The organism is Convivina praedatoris (assembly GCF_933208495.1).
GTDB lineage: Bacteria > Bacillota > Bacilli > Lactobacillales > Lactobacillaceae > Convivina > Convivina praedatoris.
This window is the reverse complement of sequence record NZ_CAKOET010000004.1, coordinates 60,977-79,837: the sequence shown is the minus strand read 5'-3', so window position 1 is coordinate 79,837 and position 18,861 is coordinate 60,977. Positions and strand designations below refer to the sequence as shown.

The following is an 18,861-nucleotide window of genomic DNA, read 5'->3' as shown; positions in this document are numbered from 1 at the left end:
GCTTGACAATTAAATTAACTGACTTTGAGGGACCATTAGACCTATTACTACATCTTATTAAAAAAAATAAGATGAACATTTTTGACTTACCAATTGCTCAAATTACGCAACAATATCTAGATTTTATTCGAGTGCAAAAATCAATGGAATTAGATGTTGCCAGTGAATATTTAGTCATGGCGGCCAATTTAATTCGTTTAAAATCAATTGATTTGTTACCGCGCCCGGCTGCTGTTGATGAGCTTGAAGATGACTACCAGGATCCGCGTCAAGAGCTGATTGACCGTCTATTGGCCTATCATCGCTACCAAGCGGCCAGTGAGTTTTTTCAAGAACGGGTAACTCAAGAGCAACATGCCTTTACCCGACCAACCCAGTTAACGGATGCCAATCAACAAAAAGAAATCCATTTAACTCCGGGTTTGACGCTAATTGACTTGCAATTGGCTTTTGACAGTATTTTAAATCGTCAACAGGCTAAAATACCGCAGCGCCGTCAAATTCAAAAAGAAACTTATACCATTGGTGAGGGGATTGATACTCTACGTCAGCGTTTAGCTCAAGCTAAGCCAAATCAATCCTTAAATTTGGATCAGCTGTTGGCTGATATATACGAGCGTGATTTTTTATTGGTCTTATTTTTAGCCTTGTTGGAATTGGCTAAATCTGGTGAAATAGCGCTGTCACAAAGTAATCGCCAAGCAGAAATCTTAATTAAAGTGATAATCAATGAACAATCTTAGTCAATTAGAAGCCCTTTTATTTGTAGCCGGAGATGAAGGGCTTAGTATGAATGATTTGGTACAAGCGACCGGCTTTGATCGGGCGGCCATGCCACATTTACTGGAACAATTGGGAGAACGCTATCATCAAGTCGAAAGTGGCCTAACCTTGCGTTTGGATCAAGAACGCTATGTGCTAGTAACTAAACCAGCATTAGGACCCGTGGTGAATCGCCTCTTTGTTTCACCGGTCAACGATAAATTAACACAGCCCCAATTGGAAACTTTGGTAATTGTTGCCTATCAACAACCAACTACTCGAGTAGAAATCGAACAAATTCGTGGGGTGTCTTCGGCAGGAACTTTGCAAAAATTGTTACTATATCGCTTAATTGCTGTGGGAGGTCGACGAGATGAAATTGGTCGTCCGCTCGAGTATGTGACCACACCTGAATTTTTAGATTATTTTGGTTTAGAAAATCTGAAGGATTTGCCTGATTTACCAGATATTGCTGAATTAAATTTGGCTGATAGTGAGCTCGATCCACAGGATTTATTTCAAGCTAGTTCGACAGAAGTGCCTAGTAAGCTAACAGAAAAGGAAGAGAACTCATAAGCATGGATGAAGAAAAAGAACGACTGCAAAAAGTGATTGCCCAAGCTGGCTTGGCTTCTCGCCGTGGGGCTGAAGAATTGATTACAACTGGTCGAGTTGAAGTTAACCAGGAGATTGTGCGGACTTTAGGGACTAAAGTTGGGCCCCATGATCACGTTAGTGTGGATGGCGTGCCAATTGAAGAGCGAGAAAAGTTAGTTTACTATCTGCTCAATAAGCCCCGTGGTGTCGTGACGACCAATCATGATGAAAAGAACCGTCATACAGTTGTGGATTTATTAAGTGATGTGAGCCAGCGAGTTTATCCAGTTGGCCGTTTGGATTATGATACTACTGGGGCCTTGTTGTTAACTAATGACGGTACTTTAGCCAATGAATTAATGCACCCTAAAAAAAGGGTAAACAAGGCCTATTTAGCTAAGGTCAAAGGTCTGGCTACTGAAGAACAAATTCAACCTTTACGTCAAGGAGTGGTCATTGATGGTCGTAAAACGGCTCCAGCTAAGGTAGCCATTAGTCGCTGGGATCACACGAAAAACACCAGTATGATTACCATTACCATTCATGAAGGTCGTAATCATCAGGTGAAAGAAATGTTAGCGAAGGTCGGTCTACCGGTTATTAAACTAACTCGTCAACGCTATGCCTTTTTAGACTTGGTTGGTTTGCAGCCTGGTGAATATCGAGCATTAAAGCACGATGAGGTTAAGCGCCTCAAAGAGGGTAATTATCGTAATTTACGTCGAAAGTAATTGCTTTTTATGATAAAATATTAATAATTTCAATAACTTCGGGGTCAGGTGAAAGTCCTAACCGGCGGTGATGCAGTCATGATAAGCCCGCGACCTACTTATGTAGCTGATCTGGTGAGAATCCAGAGCCGACCGTAAAGTCGGGTATAAAGAAGTTAAAGCCTATTTTGTGCTGTTTTTCGTGAACCCTGGAGACGAAAGGCAGTTTTTTTGTTGTCTGCACAATATTTCAGGAGGAATGACCATGCAACATCTTCGTACCAAGCAAATCACACTCATTAGTATTTTGGCAACAATCTCGTTTGCCCTAATGATTTTTCCGCAGTTTTCACTAATACCGGGCGCATCGTTTTTAAAAATTGAATTTTCGATTATCCCAGTTGTGATTGCCCTTTATTGGCTAGATTTTACTAGTGCCGTTTGGGTGCTAGTTTTAAGAACGCTTTTAAAAGTTTTTCTATTAAATGGCGGGGTTAATACCTATATTGGCTTGCCAGTTAATTTAGCCGTTGCTTTAACTTTTATTATTGGCTTGAAACTTTGTCTGCCAGAATTTGATTTTGGCCAACAACAAGGACGTAAGGTACTAGCTCTGGTAGTTAGCACTCTTGCCATGACGGTTGTAGCTTTACTGGTCAATGTAACGATTGCCATGCCTTTGTATAGCGAATTTGCTCATTTTGATATCAGTAAATTCATTGGTACCAAAACCTACCTGTGGGGGATGGTCTTACCATTTAATCTAATTGAAGGGTTATTTTGGTCGGGTGTATCTTATTTTGTATTAATTCTCGTCGCCCCTTTTAAAAATCGCTTTAAATCTTAAGAAAAGGTTATCATTTTCTAGTTAATGCCTATGGTAAACTGTTTTTAGGAATTAATTGGAGGCTAAATTGATGAATGAGAATCAACAACCAATGAGCCGTAGTTTGCGTAATAAAGCAGAACACAAGCAAGCTGCAAAACAAGATGCTCATCAAAATAAGGGTCATGCTCGTTTAATCGTGTTTTTGGTGATGGTATCGTTAGTAGTGCTTTCTAGTGCGCCAATTTATGGTCTTATCAGCAATCATCCTAGCCCCAGTGCCAGTAAAAGCAGTAGTAGCAAGAAGGAATCGTCTGCTTCTAAGTCGGAATCAACTAGTTCTTCTAGCTCTTCTAAAAGTAGCACAAGCAGTCAAAGTAGTAGCCAGCCAACTTCTGCTAGTGAACACAGTAGTAGTGCTATGTCAGAAAGTGCTCAGTCAAGTAGCCAACAGCCTAGCCAAAGCAGTAGTAGCAGTCAAGCTGCTACTGGTAATACAGCCGTTTTAGCACCGAGCCAGACCTTGTATAACTTTGCGGTTTCACACGGTACGACAACTCAGCAAGTAATCAGTTTAAATCCTGGTTTGAATGCTAACAACTATAGTCAGTATGCTGGTCAAGCATTGAGGGTGAAGTAAGCCATAATGACAAAAATTGCACATAATTTCCAAGTTGCTATTGATGGCCCAGCCTCAGCCGGTAAGTCAACCATTGCTAAAATTTTGGCGCACAATTTTCACTATATTTATGTTGATACTGGGGCCATGTATCGAGCTATTACCTTAGCAGCAAAGCTGGCTGGGATTGACTATCAAGACGAAGCAGCCGTTGTCGCTCTATTGCCACAGGTACAAATTGAATTTAAACCAGGGAGCCCGGTGCAACATGTCTTTCTTAATGGCCAAGAAGTAACCGAAGCCATCCGGTCACGTGAGATTACCAATCATGTTTCCCAAGTTGCTGCTTATGCGGCTGTCCGTGAAGATTTGGTTGACCGGCAACAACAGCTGGCTCAAGCGGGTGGCGTGGTGATGGATGGCCGTGATATTGGGACAACTGTTTTGCCCCAAGCGCAGGTCAAAATCTATTTGATCGCTAGTGTTGATGAACGTGCTCAGCGTCGTTACAAGGAAAATCAGGCTCGGGGGATTGAGGCTGATTTACCAACCCTTAAAAAAGAAATTGAACATCGCGATTACTTAGATTCGCACCGCGAAATTAGTCCTCTTACCAAGGCACAAGATGCCCAAGTTGTTGATACGACGGGTCAAAGTATTGAGCAGGTAGTGGCAACAATTAGTCAAATTATTGAAAACCACCAAGACAGTTAAGGTGGTTTTTATATTTACCCTATGCAAATTAGCATGAGTTTGTTAGAATATCCTTATAAGTGTAAATGTAGGAGGACGTTTGACGTCATGAGTGATACAAACAACGAGCTATTAGCAGCTCTTGAAAGTGCTGATCAAATCAAGGTGGGAGATGTCGTTACAGGTGAGGTTTTGGCCATTGATAACGATAACCAGGCAGTGATTGGTCTGCATACCGGTGAAGAAGGAGTTGTGCCAGCGCGTGAGTACTCTGACGATCGTAACGTCAGCTTGGCCGACAACTTGAAGGTCGGAGATACAATCGAAACTGTAGTAATTTCTAACGTAACTAGCGATAAGGAAGGGGTTTCATACCTTCTATCAAAGAAGCGTTTGGAAGCTCGCAAGGCTTGGGAAAAGCTTAGCTTTGGCGAAGGCGATGTTGTCGATGCCAAGGTATTGAACGCCGTCCGTGGTGGTTTGATTGTTGATGTTAACGGTGTACGTGGATTCGTACCTGCATCAATGGTTGCTGAACGTTTCATTTCAGATTTGAACCAATTCAAGGGTGAAGACATTAAGGCCGAAGTTATTGAAATCGATCCAGCTAAGGCTCGTTTGATTTTGTCTCGTAAGGCAGTTGCTGCTCAAGAACGTGCTGAAAAGTTGGCTGAAGCCTTTAACCGTTTGGAAGTTGGCGAAGTTGTTGAAGGTAAGGTTGCTCGTTTGACTGACTTTGGCGCTTTCGTTGATCTTGGTGGTGTTGATGGTTTGGTTCACGTTTCTGAGATTTCTCATGACCGTGTTAAGAACCCAGCTGATGTTTTGTCAAAGGGTGAAACTGTTCAAGTTAAGATTTTGGCTTTGGATAGCGACCGTGGTCGTATCTCATTGTCAATCAAGGCTACTCAACCAGGACCATGGGATGAAGTTGCTGAAAAGGCTCCTGCCGGTACTGTCTTAGAAGGTATTGTAAAGCGAGTTAAGGACTTCGGTGCTTTCGTTGAAATCTTCCCTGGTATTGAAGGATTGGTTCACGTTTCCCAGATTTCACACAAGCGGATTGAGAATCCAGCTGATGTGTTGAAGTCAGGTGATAAGGTTAAGGTTCAAGTATTGGATGTAAAGCCTGCTGAAGAGCGGATTTCACTTTCAATGAAGGCTTTGGAAGAAAAGCCTGCTGATAATAACCGTGAAGAACAAGGTAACCGTGCTTCACGTGCCGATGTAGCTGCATATCAACAAGAAGACGATGGTGCCGCAACCTTAGGCGACATCTTCGGCGACAAGCTGTAAGTTATTTTTTCAAAGGGGCTGGGTATCCAGTCCCTTTTTTCTTGAAATTGTGAGGTAAGAACATGTCATCACCAATAGTAGCCGTTGTTGGCCGTCCTAACGTTGGTAAATCGACTTTATTTAACCGAATTGTTGGCGATCGAATTGCCATTGTGGAGGATCAACCAGGAGTAACGCGCGACCGTTTGTACGCTCACGCTGAATGGCTAAATTATGATTTTCGTTTGATTGATACCGGTGGAATTGAGTTAGGCGACGCACCATTTTTGACTGAAATTCGGGCTCAAGTTGATTTGGCCATTGATGAAGCCGATGTTATCTTGATGGTCGTATCTGGTCGCGAAGGTTTGACCCACGACGATGAAGTCGTGGCTAAAATGTTGTATAAATGTGAAAAGCCGGTTGTTTTGGCCGTTAATAAGGTCGATAATCCAGAAATGCGGAGTGAGGTTTACGACTTCTATGCCCTAGGCATGGGTGAACCTCATCCAGTTTCTGGTTCACACGGCTTGGGCTTGGGTGATGTTCTTGATGATGTAGTTGCTCATTTTCCTGATGAAGCGGCTGAACAAGATGATCCAGCAGTTCGCTTTAGTATTATTGGCCGTCCCAACGTTGGTAAATCTTCAATTGTCAATGCCATTTTGGGTGAAGACCGAATGATTGTATCCAATATTCAAGGAACGACTCGCGATGCCATTGATACGCGTTTTGTTACTAATGACGATGATGAATTTGTCATGGTCGATACGGCTGGTATTCGTAAACGTGGTAAGGTCTACGAGAATACTGAGCGTTATGCAGTTATGCGGGCAATGAAAGCTATCGATGATAGTCAAGTAGTCCTGATGGTCTTAGATGCTGAAACAGGTATTCAGGAGCAAGATAAGCATGTTGCTGGCTATGCGCATGAAGCCGGAAAAGCTTTGATTATTGTGGTTAATAAGTGGGACGCAATTGATAAAGATACCCATACTATGACGGATTTTGAAAACTTAATTCGCCAAGATTTTAAGTTCTTAGATTATGCCCCAATTGTCTTTGTTTCAGCTAAGACTGGTCAACGTTTAGATCGATTACCACAGATGATTTTGGACGTGAATGCAAATCACCAAAAGCGGATTCCTTCATCACATTTGAATGATGTCTTGATGGATGCGATTGCCATTAATCCTACTCCAACCGATAATGGTCGGCGTTTACGGGTTTACTATGCTACCCAAGTGGCCATAGCACCACCAACTTTTGTTATTTTTGTAAATGATCCAGAGTTGATGCATTTTTCATATCAACGTTTTCTAGAAAATCAGATTCGTTCTTCATTTGATTTTTCTGGGACACCGTTGAAATTAATTATCCGTCAGCGTAAATAATTAGTTAAATTTTCATGAAAATTAGCGTAAAAACCCCTTAGATTAGGCAAAAGGGGTACACATTCAAGGTTGCGTGTGCTATCCTATTTCTATGGACGGCGTAGCTATGCCTTTCATGAACTGGGATACGACTAATTCTAGTGACGAAATAAAAATATTTTCTTATAGGAGAAAAGGAATGGCAAATAAGCAAGAGTTAATTGATTCAGTTGCAATGAAGACTGGATTGACTAAGAAGGATGCTGACAAGGCAGTTGCAGCTGTATTGAGCTCAATTGAAGAAGCACTTCAAAAGGGTGAAAAGGTTCAATTGATTGGTTTTGGAAACTTTGAAGTACGTGAGCGTGCTGCCCGTAAGGGACGTAACCCACAAACTAAGGAAGAAATTCAAATTCCAGCATCAAAGGTACCAGCATTTAAGCCAGGTAAGGCTTTGAAGGATGCTGTTAAATAATTGGTTTTAAACAAACGTATCTTCGGGTGCGTTTTTTATTTTATCAAATGATAAGGAGCACTCATGCAAATTCGACCAGCCACTATCGCTGATCAGCAGGCCATTATTTCTTTAGAAATGACGATTTTTAAGGATATGGAATTACCCTTACTTGGGCACTTATCCAGCCAGCAGATACAAAATCTGTTATATCAGGTTGCTACTGTTGATGCTAACAGCCGTTGCAGCTATCAAAGAGCGCAAGTAGCTGTCGAGAATGGTGAAGTACTGGGAGTTATGTTTGGTTATCCCGCTCAGGACGAACCATTTTTAGATCAAACTTTTCAACAGTTTTTGTTAGAACAATATGGGATTAATGAATTAGTTTTCCCTGATTCAGAGGTTTATCCCAATGAATGGTATTTAGATTCTTTGGTAGTGGCTGAAACTGCCCGTGGTAAGGGGATTGGCGGTCAGTTATTGGCTGCTAGTAACCAATTATCCCAATCAGCTGATTTACCAGTAGTTGGTTTAAATGTTGATGATCAAAATCCTCAGGCTCAGCGTTTGTACGAGCGGGTCGGATTTGAAACAGTCGGTCAATTAATGATTGGACAGCATCAATATAGGCACATGCAAAGATCTGTGGTATAACTAGTAGGTGGATTGCTCATATTTTCATTAGCAATTTGGTCGGTTCAATTATTCCCTTGTTGACAATATGAAGGAGTTCAAAATGAAAGTTGCGATTATTGGTAGTACCCATGCCGGTGTTTTTGCCGCTAAGGAAGTTTTAGCTCAAAATCCGAATGCTGAAGTTCATATCTATGAAAAAAACGATACAGTTTCTTTTCTTTCCTGTGGAATTGCACTGTGGATTGGAAATCACGTTTCCAGTCCCGATCGAATGTTTTACGAATCACCAGAATCTTTAGCAAAACAGGGTTTGCACGTGCATATGCACACTTTGGTGGGAAAGGCTGATTTAGTTGACAAAGTTCTGACTATTAACGACTTACAAAGTGGTGAACAAACTGAAGAACGCTTTGATAAGATTGTAATTACGACTGGATCACGGGCCGTTAAACCTAATTTACCAGGCATTGACAGCGATAAAATTTATCTCGCTAAAAATTGGGACGATGCCAATGCTTTGAAAAAAGTTAGTGAAGATATTAAGAGTGCCATTGTGATTGGTGCTGGATATATCGGTGCTGAATTAGCTGAACAACTTTCGGTAAATGATAAGCAGGTAACTTTGATTGATGCCTTGGATCGTGTTTTAGCTAACAATACTGATGAAACTTATTCAGATGTTTTTGCTAAGGCGTATCAAGAACACGGCGTGGAATTGGCCTTGGAACAAAGGGTTGTGAGCTTTGAAGAAAGTGACCAAGGAATTACCGTGACAACTGATAAGGGTTCTTATACAGCTGATATTGCGATTTTGAGTATTGGCTTTGTACCCAATACCAGCCTCTTTGAGGGTCAAGTGGATATGTTGGGGAATGGGGCAATTGTTACTGACCAGTATATGCAAACGAATGTCCCTGATGTGTTTGCGGCAGGGGATGCTAGCACTGTCTTTTACAATCCAACGCAGGAACATGATTATATCCCATTGGCCACTAATGCCGTTCGTCAAGGAATTCTGGTGGGTCGTAACATCGTTAAACCAACAGTTGCCTATCAGGGAACTCAAGCGACTTCGGCAGTGGAACTTTATGGTCTAGCCTATGCTTCAACCGGGCTTAATCAGTCCAGTGCCGCTAAAAAGGGTGTTAAAACGCAGACCGTTAGCATTCAAGAAGACTACCGGCCTAATTTCATGTTGACCACCGATAAGGTGACTGCTTCTTTAACATGGGAGGTTGATACTCGTCGGATCGTTGGAGGCGCTTTCTTATCTAAGCATGATATTAGTCAGGCCGCTAACGTGGTTTCATTAGCCATTGAAAATAAGATGACTATTGATCAGTTAGCCATGACCGACTTCTTCTTCCAGCCCAACTTTGACCAGCCAATTAATTACATTTCTTCAGTAGCGATTGCAGCAGCCAGTCAATCCTAATCTAAAATGCTATGAAACCAGCTTCGGCTGGTTTTTTTAATTTTCAACTTATTTTTACTTAATTAATTTTTAATGCCCCCTTTGTACACTTACATCATTAATTAATGGAGGCACTAAAACATGAATAGAAACAGAACGCTCGATTGGTATTTAATCGGCATTCTGGTCCTCAGTACATTTTTATTTGGTTGGGGGATTTGGGATGCTGGTAATGCCAACAGTTACTACACCGCCGCAATTACGTCGATGACGCAAAGCTGGCATAACTTTTGGTATGGCGCCTTTGATCCAGCCGGTTTCATTACCGTTGATAAGCCGCCAGTAGCGCTGTGGTTTATGGCTATTTCAGCTAAAATTTTTGGGATACACGGTTGGTCAATTGTCTTACCCAGCGTCTTAGCTGGTATAGGTTCAGTTTATCTGATGTACAAATTACTGACTCCTAAATTTGGTCCCTGGGCTGGTCGAATTGGTGCTTTGCTATTGGCTATTACCCCAACGGTAGTGGCTAATAATCGTACTAACAACATGGATGCCATCTTAGTTTTTGCTTTACTCTTAGCGGTTTATATCTTGAGTCGGGCCGTATCCAAGAAAAATTTTTGGTTGGTCTTACTTAGCTTCGCCCTAGTTGGGGTCAGTTTTAACATTAAAATGTTGCAGGCCTTTATGATTTTGCCAGCCATGGTGCTGTATTACTGGTTGGCTATCAAGGTTCCTTGGAAAAAGAAATTAACCTGGTTAGTAGCTGGTTTTGCTTCCTTAGCAATCTTCACCCTAGCTTATCCAACTGCCGTTGATTCGGTAAGTAAGGATAATCGCCCCTATGTTGGTAGTTCACAAAGTAATTCTTTGCTGGAATTGGCCTTTGGTTATAACGGGACAGAACGTCTTTTAGGACAGTCAACTGGTAAAGGTGGCGCCTTCCCAGGCATGGGTACCACTACTAAAAAGAATAGTAAGTCAAATGGTAATGCTCAAAATGCCGAGATGACAGCACCTACTGGACAAGCTGGACAGATGCCGGCGGGCGGACCTGGTGCTAATGGGGGTCAACCCGGTGGAAATGGTCAAAAGCAAACTGTTGCACCAACCGGAGCTGGTAATCAAAAGCCGACTAATGCTGGACCAGGTGGTGCTAATGGTAAAGCAGGTGGCCCTGGTAAGAATGCTAAGGGTGGCGGTGCTGGTGGTATTGGTAGTGCCTTTGCCATCGGTTCTGCTGGTCCATTCCGACTTTTCCAAGCTGATTTGGGATCGCAAATTGGTTGGTTCTTACCATTGTCAATTATTGGTAGTTTAAGCGGTTGGTTTGCCTTCCGTAATCGTAAAAACAAGTGGTATCAGTTCACTGATCAGCAAAAAGAAGTGCTACTTTGGACCGGTTGGTTAGTACCAATCTATGGCTTCTTCTCTGTAGCTGGTTTCTTCCACCCTTATTACACTATTATGTTAGCTCCAGCTATTGCGGCATTGACGGCCATTGGCGTTGTCGCTGTTAAGAAACTGTTGCCAGCGGGTGGTAAAAAGGCTACTTGGGCCAAAGGAATTATTACAACTGGTATCTTATCAACTGTGGCCTTACAAGCTTACTATGCTTGGTCTTATTACCCAGTGATTGCAGTTATTCTAATGATTATAGCGCTTGGTTTATCAGCTTGGTGGTGGTTACCAAGTCAAAAGTTACACCAGGTAAAGATTATTTTGTCAGCTTTGGTTGTGACGGTATTAGCAGGCTGGTGGGCGCTAACACCAACTATTGCTCATAACTCAGCGGCAATTCCATTTGCTGGGCCATCGCTACTGGCTAAGTCCGGTAGTCAAGATATGATAGGTAGCAGTGTTGATACCAAATTACTTAGTTATTTAGAAGATCATCAAGGGCAGGCCAAGTATTTGGCAGCCACTGCTGATTCAAATTCGGCTTCTGGTTACATTATCAAATCTAAGAAAGCGGTGATGGCCATTGGGGGTTATAACGGTACCGACCCTACTATGACACTTAGTCAATTTAAGAAGTTAGTGGCTAGTGGGCAAGTTCGTTACTTTATCAGTGGTGGTCATTCTAAGTCTTCAACTGGACAAATTGGTAAAATTATCGCCTGGGTTGAAGCTAACGGTAAAAAAGTCAACTACAACAATAATCAGTCGACTAGCAGTGATAGTGCTAAGGGGGGCATGCAGGCATCTACCACCCTATACGATTTATCAGAAGCGAAATAAGGATGCTATAACTTAGAAAGGTAGGTTCATCTATGATTATCAGACAAAAAGTTCCTCGTTTAGGATTGATTTTACCGGCATACAATGAGCAGGAAGTCTTGAAAATCACGCTAACTAAATTAAGAATTATTCGCTCTGAATTAGTGAAAAGTGGTGCCATTACTGCCGACAGTTTTATCATGATTGTTGATGATGGCTCTAAAGACCGCACTTGGGCTTTGGTCAATGAGTACGAAGCTACCAATCCAGATATTATCGGGGTGAAACTGTCCCGTAATTTCGGTCATCAACCGGCACTATTGGCGGGGATGTCTGAGGCCAGTAAATTGGCGGACATTGTGATTACTTTGGATGCTGATTTACAAGATAATCCGGAAATTATCGGACAGATGGTCGCTAAATACCATGAAGGCTATGAAATTGTTTATGCCGTTCGATCCAGTCGTCAAACGGATACTTGGTTTAAACGCAATACCGCATTGGCCTTTTACAAGATCGCCGCTTGGTTAGGGGTCGATTTAATTCCCAATCATGCTGATTTCAGATTGATGAGTAAAACATCGGTAGCAGCTTTGATGAAATTACCTGAACGTAATCTCTTCCTACGAGCAATGGTACCTTTGCTAGGCTATCCATCCACTGAAGTAACTTATGAACGTGGTAAACGCCAAGCAGGTCAATCAAAATATCCGTTGAAAAAAATGTTGACCTTTGCCATTGATGGGATTACTAGTTTCAGTGTCAAACCAATTCGCTTCCTCTTTGATTTAGGAATTTTAGTAGTTGGTATTGCTGGAATTGAAATTGTCTATACCATTTTTGAAAAAATGTTTGGTAATCCCCAGAGTGGTTGGTCGTCGTTGATGATTTCAATTTGGCTCCTGGGTGGTATTAATCTAATCGCAATTGGTGTTGTTGGTATTTATATTGGTAAAATCTTTACTGAAGTTAAACAACGACCTCGCTTCCAGATTGAAAACGTGACTGGTCTGAAAGAACCAGAAAATCAAGCTGATATTTCAATTTATAAATCAGTTAATGCTAATTAACAGAAAGGCCCATCGGGGCCTTTTTTCTTGCTGTTTAATTAGGATATAATGGGAACCACAATACGAAGAGGATCAAACGATGACTAAAACAACACATTGGTGGCGTTATTGCTTGCTGGTATTAGGGCTTACAATAATTGGGGTAAGTGTTTTAATTTATTTTTACCATCCCAAAAATCAAGTAAAAGAGCTAACAACTATCCCAGCTAATACGGTGCCAACTTTTTATCTTCATGGTTATGGTGGCACTTATAACTCGACCAAAAATATGGTTGCAGCGGCTCAAAAGCAATCCGGTGTGAAGCGGGTTTTAATTGCTCGAGTAAATAAAAATGGTGAGGTTAAGTTCGAGGGTGATTGGCCAGCAGGCGTTAAAAGACCAGTGATTCAAGTGATATATGAGGATAATCGCAATTCAGATTTTCATTATAATGCGGCTGGTTTTCATCAAGTAATAACTAGCTTACAGGAGCGCTATCATTTCAAAAAATTCAATGTGGTGGCCCATTCAATGGGAAATTTGACGCTGATGTATTACTTAGCTGACTATGGTCAACAGCAACAGTTACCGCAGCTAGATAAATATGTGGCGATTGCTGGACATTTTGATGGGATTCGTGCTATGGATGATCCGGCTAATTCAAATCAATTAGCTGCAGACGGGCGTCCAGAACTGATTAAATCGTATTATCAGTATTTATTAGATCATCGTCAAAATTTTGATATGTCGACTGTTGATGTATTAAATATCTACGGTGATTTAGAAGACGGTAGCCACTCAGATGGTAGTGTTACCAATGTTTCTTCGCAATCTTTGAAATATTTACTCGGTAATCAGGTTCATTCATATCGAGAATTACTAATTAAGGGTAAGCAGGCTCAACATAGTCAACTCCATGAAAATAGTACGGTTGATCGAGCAGTTATAAAGTTTCTGTGGGACTAATAATTTGTAATTTAAAATAACTTATTGTATGATGAGAACGTTAATTAATATCTGGGGTACCACTTTTGGTTGAGATTATACCCATCGAACCTGTCAGGTTAATACCTGCGAAGGAAGATAGCAATCTGGATGAAAAAACCACTGGTTTCTGTGTTCTTTAGCACGGAATCAGTGGTTTTTATGTTAATCACAGTGGTTCCTCTTGCAAAATGGAGGGAATGAACATGCAACAAGAAACAAAGTCAACGACCTGGCATTTACAAGAGGTTATCTGGTTAGCCTTAATTGGAATTGCCTTTGGCTTAATTTACTGGCTAATGGATTCAGTTTATCAGGTAACCGGCGTGCTTTTAGGGGCCGTAGGTTTACAACCGCTCAATGACGAATTAACTTTAGGCCCTTGGATGATGGCTGGTCCGTTAGCCAGTTATTTGTTGCGGCGAATTGGAGCCGGTGTCCTAGGGGAGCTATTAGGTGCATCTGGTGAAATGCTTTTGGGTGGTACCTTCGGGGTTAGCACCTTGTTGTCTGGTGTGATTCAAGGGGTTGGTTCGGAATTAGGTTTTGCTTTGACTGGTTATCGAAATTGGAAAGCTGGTTTATGGTTGTCAACTTTAACGGGAACGATTGTCACCTTTGCTTGGTCGATGATTAAAAGTGGTTACCTGCATTATAGTTGGTCAATGCTTCTGATTCTATTTATCGCCCGCTTTATATCAATTTTTATTTTTGCAGGATTGTTGGTTTATTGGATTGTGAACCTTTTGGAACGATCACAAATTTTAAAAAAGCGATAAAGAATAATCAAAGAGGAAAGTTATGGCTTTAGTAACCCAGCATCTAACCCTTGCTTATGATCAAACTGTGATTATTGACAATTTGGATTTTTCCTTGTCTTCGGGAGAATTCACGCTGCTGATGGGACCTTCTGGTAGTGGAAAATCCACCTTTTTGAAGGCTATGGCTGGTCTATATCCGCAGTTTGGTGGGCAAGTTAGCGGACAAATCACTTTGGATCAAGCCTCGGTCAGTCAATTGCCGGCTAATCAACGGGCTGAAAAAGTAGCTTTACTTTTTCAACATCCAGACGAACAGTTTGCCATGCCCACTGTTTCCGAGGAATTAATTTTTGCCTTAGAAAATCTGGCCTTACCGGCTGAAGAAATTGACCGGCGCATTGCCTGGGCTTTAGATAAGGTTGGTATGACTGATTTTTATCATCGTTCCTTTATCACTCTATCAGGCGGAGAACTCCAGAAAATTGCACTGGTAGAAACCTTAGCCTTGGGTGCTAAATACTTACTATTAGACGAACCTTTTGCAGCTGTTGATAGCAAGGCTCGGGCTGAATTGCAGTCCCTTTTAAAAGAATTGGTTCAAGAGGGCTATGCCATTTTGGTTTCAGACCATGATGCCTATGGGTATTTGCCCCTGATTAATAACTTATATCAACTCAAAGATCGTCGGTTGGTATGGCAAAATCCAGACCAATGGGGGAATTTTGCTTGGCAGTCTCAAAGCTATCACTTATCAAAACAACAAGCATCGGCAGCATTATTTACCTTTAATGCTTTTAATCTAAGTAGTGGGGGACAGGGTCTCTTAGAAAATTATCAGGGACAACTAGCTGCTAATGCGGTTAGTCTAATTACCGGCCCCAATGGGGTGGGGAAGTCGACCCTATTAAAATCTTTAGCTAAATTACAACCCTACCAGGGGGAGTTGTTTTATCAAAAACATTTAGTCAGCAAAATTTCCCGTAAAAAATATTTTAAGCAGGTGGCCTTAGTTTTCCAAAATGCTCGGGAACAATTTTTGACCATTACAGTTCAAGAAGAACTTAATCAAGTACTAGCTCGTTCTAACCAGAAAGATTATTGGACCAAGGAAAGAGTGGATCAGGTTTTAGCGACCTTACAATTGGAGAATCATCGTGACCACTCAGTTTATATACTTTCCGGTGGACAACAAAAAAAGCTACAGGTTCTTTTGATGTTGATTATGGCACCGGCTGTTTTATTGTTAGATGAACCCTTGGCAGGGCTGGATGTAAAGAGTGCTCAAATTTTAGTTAGTCTAATTGATAGTGTGCAGAAGGCTTGCCACTTGTCATTAGTAATCATTTCGCACCAAGTTCAGCCTTTAGTCCCAATTTTGGATTATCATCTTGTCTTTACGCCGGGGCAATTAAACGATAGTCAGGAGGTAAGGGCATGAATTTGACGCAGCGTTTTATATTTTCATTGACTATTTCATTGGAAGTGGCCTTTACGCAGTCGATTTGGGCCAATCTCTTGCTAGTATTCTTAAGTATTCTTTCACTATTATGGCGTCGGATTTCTGTAAAACGGCTACTGGGTTATTTACTGTTGGCGGCAATTCCCATGGCTGGTACCTTTTTGTCCTTTTATTTTTATGGCTCTGGCACTTCCAGCCAAAACTTTCATTTTGGTGGCGTTATGGCCAGTCGAATTTTAACTTTTGTCTATGTTGGTGCTTGGTTCAGTTACCGATTAGATGTTTACGAGTTAATGGCTTCTTTAGAGCAAAATTTACGACTTTCGACGACTTTTGTCTATGGTATTTTAGGGGCAGTAAGTTTTATTCCTCGTTTTAAACAGGCCTTACAAAGTATTCGAGCGGCCGGCTTGATGCGGGGGCAGTCTCTATCAATTTTTTCGCCAACCTTATATTTTAAAGCGATTATTCAAGCTTTAATTTGGTCAGAAAGTCTAGCAATGGCGATGACGGCCCGTGGTTTCCAAGAAGGGGGCCAACGTTCTCATTATCGTTTATATCCATACTGGCCTTTTGGCTGGCTTATTATTATTGTGGTTAGCCTGGCTTGGCCCGCTAGTATTATCTTATTTCATATCTACTAAAAAAGCCGTTCAATTAATTGAACGGCTTTTAAATATAATCATTTTCATTTAAAATCCGGTAGGCGAGCGACTCGCTAAAAATTAAATCAGTGACGAGGCCAGCCCGTAAAACGCCTAAGGTTGCTTGGGACTTGGATTTACTCCGAACTAAACAAATTCGTTTAGGAACTTGTAAAATGTGATCAAGTGATAGACCAAAAACCTTATCTTGGTTTGGATTAAGGATACGTCCTTGACTATCAAATGGCCGACCATAAATCATACCGGCAATTTGTTTGCTAGCTAAATTCGGAAAGAGTTGGTCCATATGATCATGCCAAATTGGAATTGATTGTAAAGAGGCCAATGTGCCAATTCCAGTGATGAGTGTATCCATCTTAGCCGCCATGTTGAGCGTATTAGCTAAAGAAGGTTCCTGAGTCAGGTTTTGACGCAAGTCATCATTGGCTAAATACAGTGGTGCTGGTAAGGTTAAGAACTCACCGGCGACTTTTTTGGCCGCTTTTTCGACAATTGGCATGGCTCCGGCCATAGAATTGTATTTCATATTATCACCAATAAATTGGGTGAACTTAATTTGATCCAATGGTGCAGTACTAATACTTTCGACTAGGCTAAGCATGGTATCACCCCAAGCTGCCCCAACAATATGATCATTATCCAGTAAATGTTTAACCAAGAGGTTAGCAGCATACTTAGATAGAGATTCCTCGGTAGCTGTTGAAGTGGTGCTATCTTGAATGATATAGCAATTAGTTTGCAGGAATTCCTCTTTAAAGACTTGTTCAAGTTGAGGATTACGGCTGGCTAGGGCGGTGATTTCAATCTTCACTACGCCAGTTTTGACCGCCTCATTGAGATATTTATTAATTAAATAGCGGCTGAGGTCATATTTTTCAGCAATTTGACCAAAAGATTTTTTATTTAAGTAGTAGTCCTCAGCGATTTGAGCTAGGACATTAGTGGTTACCATGTAAGAATCTCCATCCCGTTAAATTCATTTATAAAGTAGTATAAACTAACATTTTTTAACAAGCAAAAATAAAGTGATATAAGTCACTTTATTTTTAATTGGGATTTTTAATTCAGCTAAATTCATTTTAATTTTTAAAAATAAGATTATTTAATCTAATTTTTCAAAAAGTTACCTTTACTTTTGGCTGCAATCCAACTAAAATAATAATTGTGAAGCGGGTTACATTGATTAGAAAAAAGTAAGGAGAAAATGCATGGTAGATATGGACGAAGTCCTTAATATTCACGCAGCCCATCAAGGGGTTTTGGACATCAAATCCGAATTCGATATTAAGACAAATACTGATTTAGGGGAGGCTTATACTCCTGGAGTAGCAGGTTTAGCAAAGTTAATCGCTGCTAATCCTGAAAAAAAGAAGCTATATACTATGAGTGGGAAGTTAATTCCAATCATTACTGATGGATCGGCTGTCTTGGGGCTAGGAAACATTGGACCAGCGGCCGGATTGCCCATTGTTGAAGGAAAAGCGCTGATTTACAAGAACTTTGCCAACGTAGACGCGATTCCAATGGCTTTGAATCAGGTGAGTGAAGATGAATTTGTAAATACCGTTAAAAATATGGCTCCTTCTTTTGCTGGAATCCATTTGGAGGATATTGCAGCTCCACGGGTGTTTAACATTGAAAAGCGTTTAAGCGAAGAATTGGATATTCCGGTTTATCACGATGATCAAACCGGAACCGCCATTGTTGTATTGGCTGCTTTAATTAATGCGGCTAAGGTGGTTGGTAAGCATCTCAGTGATATGAACATTTTAATTAATGGGATGGGGGCTGCCGGTGTTGCTACAGCTAAGATTTTGTTAGCTGCTGGTGCTAAAAAGTTAACCTTGGTTGATATCCACGGGGTCGTGCATATTGACGATATGCGTTATAACGAATTCCAACGTCAAATTGCCCAAGAAGTTGTTCAAACGCCAGGATCAACTCTAGATGAAGTAATTGCTGGACAAGATGTCTTCATCGGTTTGTCCGATGCCAATGTTTTGACTAGTGAGCAAGTGGCCCAAATGGCGGATCAGGCGATTGTTTTTGCCTTAGCCAATCCCGTACCGGAAATTTTGCCTGAAGAGGCACAAGCTGGTGGAGCGGCAGTTGTAGCAACAGGTTCATCACAATGGCCTAATCAAGTTAACAATGTTTTGGTATTCCCTGGTTTGTTTAAGGGATTGTTAGCGACTGATTTGAAGCATGTTGACATGGATTTAGAGGTTAACGTTGCTCAAGGTTTAGCCGACTTGGTTCAAAATCCTAAAGCTGATGATATCGTTCCTGGTGTCTTTAGCGAAGGAGTTGTGGCTGCGGTTAGCCAAAAGGTGGTTGAGTACGCTAAGGCTCAAGGTTAA

The 18,861-nt window shown here is 41.3% G+C and carries 19 protein-coding genes and 2 riboswitches; of the genes, 18 read left to right on the top strand and 1 reads right to left on the bottom strand.

Features of this window, described 5'->3' with window-relative positions:
- Nucleotides 1-2: 2 nt before the first annotated feature.
- The 17 genes from M4974_RS04790 (at nt 3) to M4974_RS04710 (ending at nt 16,480) form a co-directional block, all read left to right on the top strand.
- Complete coding sequence (locus M4974_RS04790; protein WP_248706385.1) at nt 3-743, top strand: segregation and condensation protein A; 741 nt, start codon at nt 3-5, stop codon at nt 741-743.
- The gene (gene scpB / locus M4974_RS04785; RefSeq protein WP_248706386.1) at nt 730-1,338 is read left to right on the top strand and encodes an SMC-Scp complex subunit ScpB; all 609 of its coding nucleotides are present in this window, start codon (nt 730-732) and stop codon (nt 1,336-1,338) included. The genes M4974_RS04790 and scpB overlap by 14 nt, the downstream gene beginning before the upstream one ends.
- 2 nt (nt 1,339-1,340) lie before the next feature.
- Nucleotides 1,341-2,090, top strand: a complete 750-nt coding sequence (locus M4974_RS04780) for a pseudouridine synthase (RefSeq protein ID WP_248706387.1) — start codon at nt 1,341-1,343, stop codon at nt 2,088-2,090.
- A 30-nt stretch (nt 2,091-2,120) separates the two neighbouring features.
- A riboswitch (FMN riboswitch) is annotated at nt 2,121-2,251 on the top strand.
- Between the two features lie 83 nt (nt 2,252-2,334).
- Entirely contained in the window at nt 2,335-2,916 is a 582-nt protein-coding gene (locus M4974_RS04775) for an ECF transporter S component (protein WP_248706388.1), read from the top strand.
- A 70-nt stretch (nt 2,917-2,986) separates the two neighbouring features.
- Complete coding sequence (locus M4974_RS04770; RefSeq protein ID WP_248706389.1) at nt 2,987-3,535, top strand: LysM peptidoglycan-binding domain-containing protein; 549 nt, start codon at nt 2,987-2,989, stop codon at nt 3,533-3,535.
- Nucleotides 3,536-3,550: 15 nt separating this feature from the next.
- Nucleotides 3,551-4,228, top strand: coding sequence for a (d)CMP kinase (gene cmk / locus M4974_RS04765; RefSeq protein ID WP_248706441.1), 678 nt, complete (start codon nt 3,551-3,553; stop codon nt 4,226-4,228).
- A gap of 87 nt (nt 4,229-4,315) precedes the next feature.
- A complete protein-coding gene (rpsA, locus tag M4974_RS04760; RefSeq protein ID WP_248706390.1) occupies nt 4,316-5,503 on the top strand; it encodes a 30S ribosomal protein S1 in 1,188 nt (395 codons plus the stop codon).
- 62 nt (nt 5,504-5,565) lie between these two features.
- Nucleotides 5,566-6,876, top strand: a complete 1,311-nt coding sequence (gene der / locus M4974_RS04755) for a ribosome biogenesis GTPase Der (protein ID WP_089937782.1) — start codon at nt 5,566-5,568, stop codon at nt 6,874-6,876.
- A 178-nt stretch (nt 6,877-7,054) separates the two neighbouring features.
- On the top strand, nt 7,055-7,330 hold the full coding sequence (locus tag M4974_RS04750; protein WP_089937780.1) for an HU family DNA-binding protein: 276 nt from the start codon (nt 7,055-7,057) through the stop codon (nt 7,328-7,330).
- A gap of 63 nt (nt 7,331-7,393) precedes the next feature.
- Nucleotides 7,394-7,963: a GNAT family N-acetyltransferase gene (locus M4974_RS04745; RefSeq protein WP_248706391.1), complete on the top strand. Its 570-nt coding sequence runs from the start codon at nt 7,394-7,396 to the stop codon at nt 7,961-7,963.
- A gap of 82 nt (nt 7,964-8,045) precedes the next feature.
- Nucleotides 8,046-9,380: an FAD-dependent oxidoreductase gene (locus tag M4974_RS04740; RefSeq protein WP_248706392.1), complete on the top strand. Its 1,335-nt coding sequence runs from the start codon at nt 8,046-8,048 to the stop codon at nt 9,378-9,380.
- A gap of 120 nt (nt 9,381-9,500) precedes the next feature.
- Nucleotides 9,501-11,603, top strand: coding sequence for an ArnT family glycosyltransferase (locus M4974_RS04735; protein ID WP_248706393.1), 2,103 nt, complete (start codon nt 9,501-9,503; stop codon nt 11,601-11,603).
- A 32-nt stretch (nt 11,604-11,635) separates the two neighbouring features.
- A complete protein-coding gene (locus M4974_RS04730) occupies nt 11,636-12,652 on the top strand; it encodes a glycosyltransferase family 2 protein (protein WP_248706394.1) in 1,017 nt (338 codons plus the stop codon).
- A 79-nt stretch (nt 12,653-12,731) separates the two neighbouring features.
- Complete coding sequence (locus M4974_RS04725; protein ID WP_248715794.1) at nt 12,732-13,598, top strand: alpha/beta hydrolase; 867 nt, start codon at nt 12,732-12,734, stop codon at nt 13,596-13,598.
- 42 nt (nt 13,599-13,640) lie between these two features.
- Nucleotides 13,641-13,731: riboswitch (TPP riboswitch) on the top strand.
- A 91-nt stretch (nt 13,732-13,822) separates the two neighbouring features.
- A complete protein-coding gene (locus M4974_RS04720) occupies nt 13,823-14,395 on the top strand; it encodes an ECF transporter S component (protein WP_248706396.1) in 573 nt (190 codons plus the stop codon).
- A gap of 22 nt (nt 14,396-14,417) precedes the next feature.
- Complete coding sequence (locus tag M4974_RS04715; RefSeq protein WP_248706397.1) at nt 14,418-15,815, top strand: ABC transporter ATP-binding protein; 1,398 nt, start codon at nt 14,418-14,420, stop codon at nt 15,813-15,815.
- Entirely contained in the window at nt 15,812-16,480 is a 669-nt protein-coding gene (locus tag M4974_RS04710) for an energy-coupling factor transporter transmembrane component T family protein (RefSeq protein WP_248706398.1), read from the top strand. Before M4974_RS04715 ends, M4974_RS04710 begins: the two co-directional genes overlap by 4 nt.
- A gap of 28 nt (nt 16,481-16,508) precedes the next feature.
- Here the strand turns inward: M4974_RS04710 and M4974_RS04705 are convergent, their stop codons facing one another.
- Nucleotides 16,509-17,453: a sugar-binding transcriptional regulator gene (locus M4974_RS04705; RefSeq protein WP_248715793.1), complete on the bottom strand. Its 945-nt coding sequence runs from the start codon at nt 17,451-17,453 to the stop codon at nt 16,509-16,511.
- Between the two features lie 256 nt (nt 17,454-17,709).
- On the opposite strand from M4974_RS04705, the gene M4974_RS04700 reads away from it, so the two are divergent.
- The gene (locus M4974_RS04700) at nt 17,710-18,861 is read left to right on the top strand and encodes an NAD(P)-dependent malic enzyme (RefSeq protein ID WP_248706400.1); all 1,152 of its coding nucleotides are present in this window, start codon (nt 17,710-17,712) and stop codon (nt 18,859-18,861) included.